The sequence below is a fragment of the Kitasatospora sp. NPDC059327 genome (assembly GCF_042752535.1).
Classification (GTDB): Bacteria; Actinomycetota; Actinomycetes; order Streptomycetales; family Streptomycetaceae; genus Kitasatospora.
The window spans coordinates 1-13,818 of record NZ_JBHYYB010000095.1 but is presented as its reverse complement, the minus strand read 5'-3'; the positions used below and the strand labels follow the sequence as shown (position 1 = coordinate 13,818).

Annotated in this window: 8 protein-coding genes and 1 pseudogene; 5 read left to right on the top strand and 4 right to left on the bottom strand. The window is 75.1% G+C overall.

Annotation, left to right across the window (positions count from 1 at the left end; genetic code table 11):
• The first annotated feature begins 127 nt into the window (after nucleotides 1–127).
• Entirely contained in the window at nucleotides 128–640 is a 513-nt protein-coding gene (locus ACFXHB_RS36130; protein WP_380579797.1) for a GNAT family N-acetyltransferase, read from the top strand.
• 79 nt (nucleotides 641–719) lie between these two features.
• Here ACFXHB_RS36130 and ACFXHB_RS36125 read toward each other — a convergent pair whose 3' ends face one another.
• A complete protein-coding gene (locus ACFXHB_RS36125; protein ID WP_380579795.1) occupies nucleotides 720–1,499 on the bottom strand; it encodes a maleylpyruvate isomerase family mycothiol-dependent enzyme in 780 nt (259 codons plus the stop codon).
• 186 nt (nucleotides 1,500–1,685) lie between these two features.
• Between ACFXHB_RS36125 and ACFXHB_RS36120 the strand changes: the two genes are divergently transcribed.
• On the top strand, nucleotides 1,686–5,159 hold the full coding sequence (locus tag ACFXHB_RS36120) for a BTAD domain-containing putative transcriptional regulator (RefSeq protein WP_380579793.1): 3,474 nt from the start codon (nucleotides 1,686–1,688) through the stop codon (nucleotides 5,157–5,159).
• On the opposite strand, the gene ACFXHB_RS36115 is transcribed toward ACFXHB_RS36120, so the two are convergent.
• Nucleotides 5,147–6,466 (bottom strand): serine hydrolase domain-containing protein, encoded by a 1,320-nt coding sequence (locus ACFXHB_RS36115; protein ID WP_380579791.1) that lies wholly within the window; start codon nucleotides 6,464–6,466, stop codon nucleotides 5,147–5,149. The two genes, ACFXHB_RS36120 and ACFXHB_RS36115, sit on opposite strands and share 13 nt — an antisense overlap.
• 403 nt (nucleotides 6,467–6,869) lie before the next feature.
• Between ACFXHB_RS36115 and ACFXHB_RS36110 the strand changes: the two genes are divergently transcribed.
• Nucleotides 6,870–7,889: an alpha/beta hydrolase gene (locus tag ACFXHB_RS36110; RefSeq protein ID WP_380579789.1), complete on the top strand. Its 1,020-nt coding sequence runs from the start codon at nucleotides 6,870–6,872 to the stop codon at nucleotides 7,887–7,889.
• A 177-nt stretch (nucleotides 7,890–8,066) separates the two neighbouring features.
• A complete protein-coding gene (locus ACFXHB_RS36105; protein ID WP_380579787.1) occupies nucleotides 8,067–10,040 on the top strand; it encodes a glycoside hydrolase family 5 protein in 1,974 nt (657 codons plus the stop codon).
• 166 nt (nucleotides 10,041–10,206) lie between these two features.
• On the opposite strand, the pseudogene ACFXHB_RS36100 reads toward ACFXHB_RS36105, so the two are convergent.
• Together ACFXHB_RS36100 and ACFXHB_RS36095 are read right to left on the bottom strand one after the other, a co-directional pair.
• Nucleotides 10,207–11,189: pseudogene (locus ACFXHB_RS36100) on the bottom strand (peptidase M23); the annotation flags it as partial.
• A 617-nt stretch (nucleotides 11,190–11,806) separates the two neighbouring features.
• Nucleotides 11,807–12,643 carry a glycoside hydrolase domain-containing protein gene (locus tag ACFXHB_RS36095; RefSeq protein WP_380579785.1) on the bottom strand — a complete coding sequence of 279 codons (837 nt, stop codon included), beginning with the start codon at nucleotides 12,641–12,643 and terminating at the stop codon, nucleotides 11,807–11,809.
• Between the two features lie 442 nt (nucleotides 12,644–13,085).
• Between ACFXHB_RS36095 and ACFXHB_RS36090 the strand changes: the two genes are divergently transcribed.
• Nucleotides 13,086–13,553, top strand: a complete 468-nt coding sequence (locus ACFXHB_RS36090) for an NUDIX hydrolase (RefSeq protein WP_380579809.1) — start codon at nucleotides 13,086–13,088, stop codon at nucleotides 13,551–13,553.
• The last annotated feature ends 265 nt before the right edge of the window (nucleotides 13,554–13,818 follow it).

Here is a 13,818-nt window from a genome sequence, read left to right as displayed (position 1 = left end):
GGGCACCCGGCCCGTCGCGTCGTACCCGGCCCGTGCCTCCGGTGCCTCCCCGGCCCCGTTCCGCCGGTGCCTCCCCGGCCCGGGGCTTCGGGCACCCCGCCCGCACCCCCGGCCGTATCGTCGCGGTATGCCCGAACTGATCGCGCCCACCGCCCGTTTGCACACCGCCTGGACCGAGGCCCACGAGGAGTGGGGACCGGGCGTCCACGAGGACGGCTTCGGGCTGCTCCCGTCCGACGAGGTCGGCTCCCCGGTCGGGTTCGCCCTCTGGGTGGCCCGGCTGGCCGACGCGGCGGACCCGGCGGAGGCCGGCGGCGCGGGCTGCCGGTACCGGTGGATCGTCGAGGACGGCCGGGTGCTCGGCGGGATCGCCCTACGCCACGGGCCCGACGACTTCGTCCCGGAGTTCGGCCACATCGGCTACGGCATCCGGCCCTCCGCGCGTCGACGCGGACTGGCCGGCTGGGCGTTGGGCCGGATGCTCGACGAGGCCCGGAGGGTCGGCCTGCGCCGCCTGCTGGTCACCTGCGCGGTCGACAACCTCGCCTCGGCGAAGACGATCACGCGGCACGGCGGCGTCCTCGACGACGTCCGCGACACCGGGTTCGGCCCCGTGCGGCGGTACTGGATCGCGCTCTGATCCGGCGCCCCGCCCGGGGCAGCCGCGCACCCGCCCCCCAGCCGCACACTCGCCCCCCGCCGCACACTCGCCCCGCCGCTCAGAAGGCGGAGTTGGCGACCCAGTGCGCCAACAGTTCCTGGTCCCCCAGCACCTCGAAACGGTCGTCGGCCCGGTCCAGCCGGCCGTAGAGCAGGAGCAGCAGGTCCGCGGCCGTGCCCCGCACGGTCGCGTCGGCGGGCGGCGCCTGCGCACCCCTCGGGGCGGGCCCGTCACCGTCGAGGCCGAAGCCGTCCGGCCGAAGCCGGACCAGCCAGTCCCCCTTCCCGTCGGTCCGGGTGAACCGGATGCTCCGGTCGGCCCCCCGCAGCAGGGCGGTCCGGGGCGCGAAGACCGCGGCGAAGGGCAGGTTGGCCAGGAACTCCGACACTCCGTCGGCCGCCAGCACCGGATCGATCGCGGGACGCAGTCCCAGCGCGAGCTCCGCGTCCACGCGGTGCACCAGGGTCTCGAAGAGCATCCGACGGACCCAGAACCGGGCGTGCTGATCGGCGCCCCAGGCCCACATCGGCGCGTCGAGGTCCGCCGCGGCGAACTCCGCTCCGGCCTGTGCCGCGGCCTCGGCCAGCCAATCCGGATAGCCCTCCGGCCGCTCCGGCAGTCGCAGGTCGACCTCGCGGCCGCGCGGCGGCTCCTGGATCCGCTGCCGCAGCAGCACGGTGAACCAGCGCTGCACGCTGCCGGCGTGACGCACCAGGTCGGTCATCGTCCAGTCCGGGCAGGTGGGCACCTTGGTCGACGGATCGGCGGCGCGGACGACGGCCACGAAGCGGGCGGTCTCCGCCGCGACGGCGGCGGGGTGATCGAGGGTGGTGGTCATGGGCGTCATTGTCCCCGACCGGCGGGGCCGGGCCCGCCTGCGGGACCGGGGCACAGGGGGGCGGCCCGGTACGCCCGCCCCGCGTCCACCGACGCCCCCCGCTCCCGCGTCCACCGACGCCCCCGGCCCGAGGCCGGGAGCCCATCGGCTTGACGGTCGAACCGGCGGGGCTGGGATAGTGGGCGGGTGCGCGTCGGCCTTCTCGGACCCCTGGTGCTGGACCTCGACGCCGGCCCCGTGCCGGTCGGCGGCCCCAGGCTGCGGGCCCTGCTGGCCCGGTTGGCGCTGGACGCCGGGCGGGCCGTCCGGCCGGAGGTCCTGACCGAGGCGCTGTGGGCCGGCGCACCGCCGGCCGACCCGGCGAACGCCCTGCAGTCGCTGGTGTCCCGGCTGCGGCGCGTCCTGGGCGGCCCGGGCCTGCTCACCGCCGGACCGGCCGGGTACCGGCTGACCGTCGAGGCGGCCGCGGTGGACAGCGTACGGTTCGAGCAACTGGCGCGTTCGGGAAGGCACTTGCTGGACCAGCGACAGACCGCCGAGGCGGCGGCCGCCCTCCGTGAGGCGCTCGGTCTGTGGCGGGGCCCCGCCTTGGCGGACATCCGGGAGGCGCCGTTCGCCGAGGCCGAGGCCGAACGGCTCGGGCGGGCCCGATTGGCCGCCCTGGCGGACCGGATCGAGGCCGATCTCACCCTCGGGCCCGGCCCCGAGCTGGTCGCCGAACTCGAATCACTGACGGCGGACCACCCGCTGCACGAACAGCTGCACGCCCAGCTGATCCGCGCGCTGGCCGCCGACGGCCGGGGCGCCGAGGCGCTGGCCGCCTACCAGCGGGTGCGCGACCGGCTGGCCGAGGCCTTCGGCAGCGACCCGGGGCCCCGGCTCCGGGCGGCCCACCTGGCCGTGCTGCGCGGCGACCTGCCCCGGCAGCACCGGACGGACCGCCCGGCGGCCGGCCGGTCACGGCCGCACGGCAACCTGGACGCTCCGCTGACCAGCTTCGTGGGCCGACGGGACGACCTCGCCCGGGTGGTCGAGCTGCTCGACCGGGCCAGGCTGGTCACCCTGGTCGGCCCCGGCGGAGCCGGCAAGACCCGGCTGGCGAGCGCCGGCGGACACCGCCTCACGCCGTCCGACGGGGTGTGGTTCGTCGCCCTGGCCCCGGTCGGCCCGGACGGCGTGGCCGGCGCGGTGCTCGACGCCCTGCGTACGCGCGAGGCCGGCGCGCCGCCACGCACCGGGCAGCCCGAACCCGACCCTGCCCCCGGCCTCGGCCTCGGCGAGGGCGTCCTCGACCGCCTGGTCGAGGAACTCGCGGACGACGACCTGGTCCTCGTCCTGGACAACTGCGAGCACGTGGTGGAGGCCGCCGCGACGCTGGCCACCACCCTGCTCGCGCGCTGCCCCCGACTGCGGATCCTGGCCACCAGCCGGGAACCGCTGCGGATCGACGGTGAGAGCCTGCACCAGGTGCTCCCCCTGGAATTACCCGCGCCGGGCTCGACGGCGCAGCAGGCGCGTGGCTGCGCGGCCGTCCGGCTGTTCCAGGACCGCGCCGCCGCGGTCCGCCCCGGCTTCGCCCTGGACGGCGACACCCTGACGGCGGTGGTCGAGATCTGCCGGCGCCTGGACGGCCTGCCGCTGGCGATCGAACTCGCTGCGGCGCAGCTGCGCACGCTGCCGATCGAGGCGGTCACGGCCCGGCTGGACGACAGGTTCCGGCTGCTCACCGGCGGCAGCCGCACCGCGCTGCCCCGGCACCGGACGCTGCGCGCGGTGATGGCCTGGAGCTGGGAGCTGCTGCCCGCCGAGGAGCGGGAGCTGCTGGAACGGCTGGCGGTGGTACCCGGCAGCTTCACGGAGGACGCGGCGCTGGCGGTGGCCGGGCCCGGCCACCAGGACGGCACCGACCACCACGGCACCACCGGGCACAGCACCACCGACCACCACCGTACTGAAGGCCACCACCGTGCTGAAGGCCACCACCTCGCCGAAGGCCGGCTCCTCGCCGAAGGCCACCGGATCCGCGACGTCCGGGAGTTGCTGGCGGCGCTGGTCGACAAGTCCCTGCTGCATCCGGTCTGGGCCACCGACGCGGGCGAGCTGCGCCATCGGATGCTGGAGACGATCCGGGAGTACGGCCTGGAGCAGCTCTCCCGTCACGCCGGGGTCGAGGCCGCCCGCGGCCGGCACCTCGGGTTCCTCCTCGACCTGGTCGAAAGCGCGGAACCCCGGCTGCGCACCCGCGACCAACTGCGCTGGCTGGCCCGGCTGTCGGCCGAGCGGGACAACCTGCTGGCCGCGATCCGGCGGGCGATCGCGGCCGGCGACACCGCCACGGCCGTCCGGTTCGGTGCCGCGCTGAGCTGGTTCTGGTCGATGCGGGGCAACCCTCCGGAGTCGCTGGACCTGCTCGGCGCCGTCCTGGAGCTACCCGGGCCCGCCGATCCGGTGGCCCGCGCGCTGGTGCTGGTCGCGCACGCGCTGGGCACCGCGGAGGTCGGCCGGCCGCAGGAGGCCGCGGCCGCCCTGGGCCGGATCGGGCCGGCGCTGGAGGGCGTCGACCGCACGGCCCACCCCCTGCTGGAGGTAGCCCGGTCGGCCACCGCGCTCACCGCCCCGGCGGCGCCCGGTCGGAGCGCGGCAGCGGCCGACTGCGGTGACGGAGCGCCCGACCCGTGGAGCCGCTCGTTCGGGTGGGCGGTCCGGGGCCGGCTGGCCCTCCTGGCCGGGGATCTCGCGCGGGCGGACCGGCTGCTCACCCGCGCGCTGACCGGCTTCGAGGAACTCGGCGAACGCTGGGGCCTGGCGACCACCTTGAGCGCCCTCGGGGCGGTCCGGCAACGGTCCGGCGATCCGGCCGCCGCACTGGCGATGAACGAGCGGGCCACCCGGTACTTCCAGGAGCTCGGCATGCGGGAGTACACGGTCGAGAACGAGGTGGAGGCCGCGCTGATCCTCGCCCGGACCGGGGATGTGACGGGCGGTCGGCAGCGCTTGGCGGCCCTGCTCGACCAGGTCGCGGAGAGCGGGTCGGCGGAGCTGTGGGCGCAGGTGCGGCTGGGACTGGCCCGGCTGGAGTGGCGGGCCGGGCAGCCGGGGCCGGCCCGTGAGCACGCCCGGGCCGGCCTGGCCGCGCCACCCTCCGGTCAGGCGCCCCCGTCGCACCTGACCGCCCTGCTGCTGGGCGTGCTCGCCCGGGCGGACGCGGCCGAGGGGCGCCCCGAGGACGCGCTGCGCCGGCTCGACCACCCGGCGGTGCACCTGGTGCTGGCCTGGGAGACCCCGGTCGCGGCCGGGCTGGCCGTGGTGGTGGCCGGGGCCGAACTGGCCCGGGCCCGGCCGGGCGACGCCGCCCGGCTACTCGGGGCCGCCACCGCGCTGCGGGGCGCGGAGGACCCCGACGACCCCGACGCGCGGGGCATCGCCCGGCGGGCCTCCGCCGCCCTGGGGTCCGCCGGGTTCGCGGTGGCCCACGCCGCGGGCTCGGCGCTGTCACGCACCGCGGCCAGGAGCCTGGTGACCACGACCCTCACGGCCCCCGGACCCGCGTCCGGGAATGCCCGCCGCGCCGGGGCGGGCGCCGGGCCCGGGGCGCACCCGGCCCAGCCCGGTCACCCGGTCCACCCCGGTCAGCCGGCCCACCCCGGTCAGCCGGACTGAGCCGCCCCGGTGTCGGCCGGCACCGGCTTGCCGAACATGGCGCAGACCGCGGCCACCTGCAGCGCCCGGTCGGCCTCGGCGAGCTCGGGATCGGCCTCGAACTCGTACCGGAACTCCGTCGGGACGAGCACGGTGGCGGTGACGCCGCCGGGGCCGTCGGTGTAGTTGGCGCTGGAGTACCCGGTGATACCCCCCTCGTGCGCCCAGACGGTGCCGCACGGGCTGGGCGCCCTCACGATGCCCAGCCCGTAGCCGGGGCCGTCCACCGGGTGCGCCGGATCGGTCGGCACGGTGGTGCGCAGCTGGGCGAGTTGGGCCGCGGGCAGCAGTCGGCCGGACATCAGCGCCGTGTAGAAGCGGGACCAGTCCCGGGCGGTGGAGACCACCGCGCCGGCGGCGCCGCCCCAGCTCGGGCTGTTGCCGGAGACATCCACCTGACCGTCGTGCGGCACTCCGGCGACCGTCCTGAACTCGTCGGGCACGCCCGGCGGCATGTGGGCGGCGTCCGGTTCGTAGCCCCGGGCGTAGCGGCCGCGCCAGCCGCCGTCCGTGGCGAGGTAGGTGTGCCGCAGGCCCAGGGGTCGGGCGATCCGGTCCCGGATCAGGTCGGCCGGGCTCGCGCCGGTGACCCGTTCGAGGAGGGCGCCGACGGCCGCGTAGTTGGTGTTGCTGTAGGACCACTTCGCCCCCGGGGCGAACAGCGGCTCGTGCCGGGCGCCCACCGCGAGCAGCTCCGCGGAGCTCCAGCGTCGCGGGTCCGTGCCGAGGACCGCCGGGCGCAGGGCCGCGTCATCGGTGTAGTCGAACAGGCCGCTGGTGTGGTTCAACAGCATCCGCACGGTGATCGCCCCGCCGTTCGGGACCAGGCCGGGCAACCAGCGTTCCACCGGGTCGTCCAGGCCGACCCGGCCCTCGGCGACCAGTTGCAGCACGAGGACGGCCATCATGGTCTTGGTGTTGGAGCCCATCCGGAACTCGTCGCCCGCGTCGAGCCGGTGGTCCCGGGCGGCCCAGGGGGCCTGTTCGGCGATCTCGATCGGCCGGCCGCGGCCGTCGTCCACCCGGACGATCACCCCGGGCGCCCCGGCCGCCACCAGCTCGCGGGCCAGCCGGGTCAGCCGGGTCCGCTGCTCCTCGACCCCGTCCCGGGCCGCCCCGGCCCGCGCGGCCGGCACCGCCGGTGCGGGACCGGCCAGCGCGGGTGTCGCCACTCCCAGGACCAGCCCGGACACCGTCACCACGGCCGGCACCAGCCGCAGCCGGCGTGACCACCTCGCGCGGTCCGACGAGAACTCACCACGGGTCATGAAACGTTCCTCTCCTCCGTACCGGGTGCCGGCCCGAGCGGCGCCGACGGATTCAGCCTCCGGCCTGCCGCTGGCAACCCGCGCACAACGCGCTGTCAGCCCACGCACCGGCACCCGCTCCACCGGCCCCGCCTCCACCGCTCCACCGCTCCACCGGCCCCACCTCCACCCGCTGGACCGGGCGGGACGCCGGGCGGGACGGGCCGCCACCGGGAGCCGTGGCCCCCACCACGACGGGTGATTGACTACGCCTCATGGACCTCGCCACGACGTTCTCCCCGTACCCGTACCCGTGCCAGTACCCCCACCCGCACCCGTCCCTGGCCCCGGCCTCCGCCCACCCGGCGAGCCGACCCGACCGCAAGGCCGACCCACGTCTCCGGGCCCGACGGGACGGCACGGCATGACGGCCGCCGACCTGCCCCCGGGGCCCGGCTCCGCTCCGCAGGTCCGCGTCGCGCCCCCGTTCGACCCCGAGCTGGGCGCCGCGCTGGCGGCTCTGGGCGACGAGGTCCGGGCGCCCGTCACCCCGGAGAACCTGGCGGTCCGCCAGCAGCGGGACGCCGCGGCCCGGCCCAGGCCGACCCTCCGCGACCTACGGGCCGACGGCCGGTTCGAGGTGACCGAGCTACGGGTGCCGGGAGCCCCGGACGGGCCCGAGGTCACCCTGGTGAGCGCGCGGCCCGCCGGAATCACCCGGCCGCTGCCGCTGCTGTACTACCTGCACGGCGGCGGAATGATCATGGGCAACGCGTGGTCCGTCCTGCCACAGCTGCTCCGCGAGTGGTCCCTCCCCCTGGAGCTGGCCGTCATCTCGGTCGAGTACCGGCTGGCCCCCCGGGCGCGACACCCGGGACCGGTGGAGGACTGCTACGCCGGCCTCGTCTGGGCCACCGCGAACGCCGCCGCGCTGGGCGTCGACGCGGACCGCGTCGTGCTCGGCGGCAAGAGCGCCGGCGGTGGGCTCGCCGCGGCACTCGCCCTGCTCACCCGGGACCGCGGTGGGCCCACCCCGATCGGGCAACTGCTGCTGTGCCCGATGCTCGACGACCGCGACGCCACCTTCTCCAGCCGGCAGATGGCCGGTGTCGACACCTGGGACCGCGTCTCCAACGCCACCGCGTGGCAGGCCCTGTTGGGCGACCGGTACGGCGCCGCGGACCTCTCCCCCTACGCGGCTCCCGCCCGTGCCACCGACCTCACCGGGTTGCCCCCGGCCTACCTCGACGTCGGATCCGCCGAGACCTTCCGGGACGAGGACGTGGCCTACGCCCAGGCGCTCTGGCAGGCCGGCGGCGAGGCCGAACTGCACGTCTGGGCCGGTGCGTTCCACGGTTTCGACACCATCGCACCGCGGTCGGCCGTCGCACGGGACGCCCGGGAGGCCCGGACCCGCTGGCTCCGGCGCGTTCTCGCCCGGTGACCCGGCCGTCCCGTCCGGCCGCCGGGCGGGAACACGGGGCGGGAACGCCGGGCGGGAAGCGGTGGATCGCGGCCTCCCGGGCGGCCCCCGGATGTGCCAGGATCCCGGGTGACCGTGTACATGCGGAACCGGTCCCCGGCGGGGGCGACCGGCGTTCACCACCCTCACCAGTTCGGGATGACCATGAGAAGACTTGCCCTGCGCATGCTGTCCGTGGCGACGATGGCGACGACCCTTTCCCTGGGTGTCCTGGCCTCACCCGGCACCGCCCCGGCGGCGCCGGCCCCCGGGGCACCCGGCGTCACCGCAGCGGCGGCCGTCCCCGAGGTGCTCACCGGCGCTCAGCTGGCGGCCTCCTGGACCGGCCCGCTGAGCACCCGCGGCCGCTACGTGGTCGACGCCACCGGCGACCGGTTCAAGCTGCGATCCGGCAACTGGTCCGGCGCCCAGGGCACCTGGCAGGGCAGCGGCAGCACCACCGACCCGGCGAACAACCAGGCCGGCCAGGTCTCGTACAACCTGCCGCTGGGCCTGGACCGGGCGCCGCTGCCCGAGATCATGGCCGGCTTCCACAGCCTCGGGCTGAACAGCGTCCGGCTTCCCTTCGCGGACGCGATGATCCGGGACAGCACGGTCGTCCCGGACGTCGCCGTCGCCGCCAACCCACGGCTGCGCGGCAGCACTCCGCTCCAGGTCTACGACGCCGTGGTGGCGGCCCTCACCGCCGACGGTTTCGCCGTCGTCCTCAACAACCACACCACCGGCTACCGCTTCTGCTGCGGCCTGGACGGCAACGAGCGCTGGAACAGCGGCCAGTCGACCCAGCAGTGGGAGGAGGACTGGCTGTTCATGGCGAACCGGTACCGGGCGAACAAGCGCGTCGTCGGCGCCGACCTGCGCAACGAAGTCCGCCGCGACACCTGGGACGACCCCAACTGGGGCCTGGGCGACAGCCACGACGAGTACGCCGCCTTCGAGGAGGCGGGCAACCGGATCCTCCAGGCCTCGCCCGACCTGCTGATCATCATGGAGGGCATCAACTGGCAGGGCATCCCGCTGGCCGGCCTGCCCCACGGCCGCCCGATGCTCAAGCCCGTCGCCACCCTCTCGCACACCCTGATCGACTCCGGCAAGCTGGTCTACGCGGCCCACTTCTACGGCTACACCGGATCGGCCAACACCGGTGCGGGCAGCGGCCCCGGGTCCACCGGTGATCCGCGCTACCAGGACCTGACCCCCGAACAGCTGGCGGCGGCGGTCGACGAGGAGGCGCTCTTCGTCACCCGGGCCGGGCAGCACTTCACCGCTCCGGTCTGGATCAGCGAGTTCGGCGCGGGCGGGCGCGGTTCGACCGACGCCAAGGAACAGGCCTGGTTCGACCGCTTCACGGCGATCCTCGCCGCCCGGGACGCCGACTTCGCCGTCTGGCCGCTGATCGGCTGGCACAACGACGGCGTGCCCCAGGACAGCTGGGCCCTGCTGCACTACGACCGGGCCGGCCGCCGACTCAGCGTCGAGGACCCGGGCGACTGGCGGGCCGCGGACTGGAACCGGCTGGTCACGGCCCCCTCCTACAGCGGCCCGGTGCCCGAGTCGGCGCGCTGGAACCTGCTCGACCTCGACCACGCCGATCAGAACGTGTCCCGGCGGATGCTCGCCCTGCCCGACTGGAGCGGCGGCAACCGCAAGGGCAACTGCCCGGACGGTCAGCGCCTGATCGGCCTGGGCCGCGGCGACGGCCGCGGCCTGTGCACCGATGCCGGACAGCCCACCACCGGACCGGACGGCTGGGTCACCGTGACCGACGAACGCTACGTCACCGGCGGCGACTGGGCCCCGGGCTACGACAAGCTCCAGTGCCCGGCCGGCCACCTCGCCGTCGGCTACAGCGTCCGAAGCAACGCGATGGCGGCGCTGCTGTGCGCTCCGACGACCGGCGCGCTGCCCACCACGGGCCGGGTCCTCTGGTTCGACCGGGGCGACAACCGGCCACCGGCCGCCACGGGGGCGGACTCCGCGGCCAGTGACTGGGCGCCCGGGTACTACAAGGGCCAGTGTGCCGCCGGCGAGTACCTCGCGGGGGTCGCGATGACCTGGCGCTGGCTGCACGGCGGGGTCCCGGACGCGCTGCTCTGCCGCCCGCTGGCCTGACCCGCGGCTCGCGGGTCAGGCCCGGGGCTCGCCCGGGCGGCGGCTTCTGCCGCCCGGGCGAGCCCTGTCGGTGCGGGTCCTTTCGGTGCCGGCCCTGTCGGCGCGGGCCCTGTCGGTGCGGCCGGCGCCGGTGAGGGCCCGCCGGTACGCCCCCGCACCGTGCCCGTCAGGCCAGCGCCGGCCCGGCCGTGGAGTTCAGCCAGGTCCAGCCCGACCAGGCGCTGAAGCCGGTCTGCCAGCGGTGGAAGACCCCGGACGCGTTGCCGCCCAGCACCTCCAGCCGGCCGTCCTGGTTGGTGGTCGCCGCGATCCCGGTGCCGCCGGTGCCGAAGGTCTCCCAGCTCGACCAGCCGCCGTTCACCGCGGTCTGCCACAGGTGGGTGGCCGTGCTGCCGTTGATCGCGAACACCTCCATCCGGCCGTCGACCGAACGCGCCGAGGAGAGCTCGGAGTTCGCGGGCCCCCACCGGTCGCGGTCCACTCCGACCAGCTGGTGGGGCCGGTCTGCCAGCGGTGGAACACCCCGTTGGCGCCGGAGGTGAACACCTCCAGCCGGCCGTCGGTGTTGTGATTGACCGTCAGGGCACGACCGCCGCCGCAGAAGGGGTCCCAGCTCGACCAGCCGCCGTTGGGCGCGGTCTGGTACAGGTGGCCGAACGTGGTGTCCGACAGGGCGAACACCTCCAGCCGGCCGTCGGGCGCGCTCTCCATCTGCAGCCGCGCGCCGGCGGGGCCGCCGAGCCCGGCCCAGGCCGCGAACGCCCCGTTGGGCGCGGTCTGCCAGGTGTGGAACACCCCGGCGGGGCCGGAGGCGAAGACCTCGATCCGACCGTCGGCGTTGCCGCCGGCCGTGATCCGGGTCCCGCCACCGCCGAGCCCGGCCCACCCCGACCAGCCCGCGTTCGGCGCGGTCTGCCACGTGTGGTCGAGCGTGCTCCCGTTGAGCGCGAACAGCTCCAGCCGGCCGTCCCGGTTGGGCACGATCGCCAGCTGGGCGTTGGCCGGGCCGCCCTCGTTGACCCACTCCGACCAGCCGCCGTTGACCGACAGTTGCCAGGTGTGCCAGACACCGTCCGCGCCCGCCGCGAAGGTCTCCAGCCGGCCGTCCGCGTCGCGGCCGGACACCATCCGGCCGGACGGAGACGGATGCGGCGTGGCCGCGCTGTCCTCGACGACGTTGTGGTAGCGGCGCGCGCTGAACGAGCTGCTGGGGTGCCCGTCCAGCGAGCTGTCGCCGATGTTGGCGGTGAGGTGCCGGACCGGCGTCGATCCGAAGGAGTAGTAGGAGAAGCCACCGTCGCCGTCGAGCCACCGGTCGAAGAGGAACACGTGCTCGCTGTAGTTGTCCAGGATGTCGCCGGGGCGCAGGTCACCGCGCTCGATGGCGAACGAGTACGTGTCCGACAGCGACCCGGTCCAGGCGTTGGCGTCCAGGTGCCAGGCCATCGACACATAGCCCGAGCAGTCCCGGCGGTAGTCGAAGTCACCACCGGGGCCCGGTGCGTAGCCGCCCTGGTCGTAGGGGCCCGGCTGGTGGTCGACCCAGTACTGGGCCCGCGCGATGATCTCGCCGCGGGTGATCGGGCCGCCGAGGGCCGAGGCGGCGGAGGCCCTGTCCGCGGTCGCGAGGCCGGTGCCCGCGAGGGCGAGGACGAGGGCGACGGCCGTCAGCAGGGCCCGGACCGCGGTCCAGGGCAGGTGCGACGCACGCCCGGAGGAAGGGGTGAAGGATGACATCTCGGACTCGACTGCTCCTCTCGAAGGGTTCACGGGCCGACCCAGGCGGCGCCGCCGAAGGTGCCATCGGCGTTCCAGCCGCTCCAACCACCGTTGGGCGCGGTCTGCCAGATGTGCGAGATCGCACTCCGGTCCGGCGCCACCGCGAACACCTCCAGGCGGCCGTCGGCGTTCTGACCGACCGCCACACCCGAGGCCGCGGGGCCGAAGGACGGGTCCCAGCCGCTCCAGGCACCGTTCGGGGTGTTCTGCCAGATGTGCCGGACACCGCTCCCGCCGGGGCCCAGGACGAACAGCTCCAGCCGCCCGTCCGGGTTCCTGCCGACCACCGGCAGGCCGCCCACCGGGCCGCCGAGCCGCTGCCAGGAGCCCCAGCCGCTGTTCGGCGCCGTCTGCTCGCGGTAGTACAGCCCCTGCTGGTCCGGCGAGACCGCGAACGCGATCATCGCGCCGTTCGCCTGCCGGCCGATCGCCGGATTCTGCCGGCCGTCGCCGAAGTCGTCCCACCCCGCCCCGACGGCCGCCAACCGGACGTCCAGGTAGTCGGCGTCGATGTTGAGGGTGATGCCGCCGTAGGTCTCGTCGCGACCCCCGGTGTACTGGTGGATCCGCTGGTGGTTCGCCCACAGGTGGTCCGGGATCGCCGGGTCCGAGGTGCTGGTGCCACCGCTGCCCGGCCACGCCGCGAAGTCGATGACGTCCGGCATCGCGTAGGAGGAGTAGTGGGCGACCAGGTCGGAGATCGTACTGCCGGCGCTGCCGTAGACACCCGACCGATAGCCCCGGGCGTGCAGCTGTGTGGTCCACGCGCAGAGGTAGCCCAGCACCAGCCCCGAGTACTGCGGGGCGTAGTGCTCGTTGTCCATGTACACCGGGGTGCCCGGGGGGGAAGCCCAGGGCCGTCAGCTGCGCGATCGCGTCGTCGGCGTCGGCCGCGCCGAGGTCATTCAGGTGTTCCCCTATCGATCAGCGGCACCCGCCTCACTCTGGCGGTCGCTCATCACCAGGGCGCAGCGAGAGCTGACCTTCGCGGGATACACCAACTACTTCCTGTGGCTGGAACAGGCGAACCTGGCCGGCGCGCTCCGCCGGAAGGTTCAGACCGGTTGCCGGGTCAGGTTCCTGATCGGCGATCCGGACAGCCCGGTCACCCGGGCCCGCGAGGCCGAGGAAGGCGTCCCGCTCACCCTGTCCACCCGCATCGCCGTGACGATGAGTGAGCCCAGCACGACGGCATGTTCGACCGGTTCGCCGATCACGTGGAAGAGCTCTGGAGTCGCGGGCGCAACATCTGGGAGGCAGCACACCATGGCCAGGCGTGACTACGAGGACGACCCGAACGCACCGAAGCCCAACAGCCTCGTCCCCGCCGCCTCGGTGGTCGTGGTGGACCAGTACGGCCGTGTCCTGCTCCAACGGCGCAGCGACAACGGGATGTGGGCACTACCCGGCGGGAAGATGGAGCTGGGCGAATCACTGGCAGGGTGCGGCATCCGGGAGACCGTCGAAGAGACCGGCATCGACGTGGAGATCACGGGCATCGTGGGGACCTACACCAACCCCGGCCACGTCTTTTCCTACGACGACGGCGAAGTGCGCCGGGAGTTCTCCATCTGCCTACTGGCCCGGCCCGTGGGCGGAGACCTCCGTGTGTCCGACGAGTCGTTCGAGGTCGCATGGTTCGAGCCGGCCGATGTGGACGGCCTGCCCATGGTCCCGAGCATCAGAAAGCGGATCAACGACTGGCGAGCCGGGAGGGGACCAGTCGTCCGTTAGATGGACCGGATGCCGTGGGCCCGTGCCAGATCCGTGCCAGAACGTGCGGTCAGAGCCGGTCACTCACGGATCATGACGGCCACCACCGAAATGCCGCCGGCCCCTCGGAGGTGTGCGCGGGGGTGCTGTGGGGCCTGACTTCGTCACCGTGCGTACATTACCGCTCCGCAACGGGTGAGGGCTGTGGTGCGGGCCACCCCGGGCCAGGTCACCGGACCACCTTCCCCGCACAACCCGCCGACCGCCCGTCACCCCCCGTCGACCA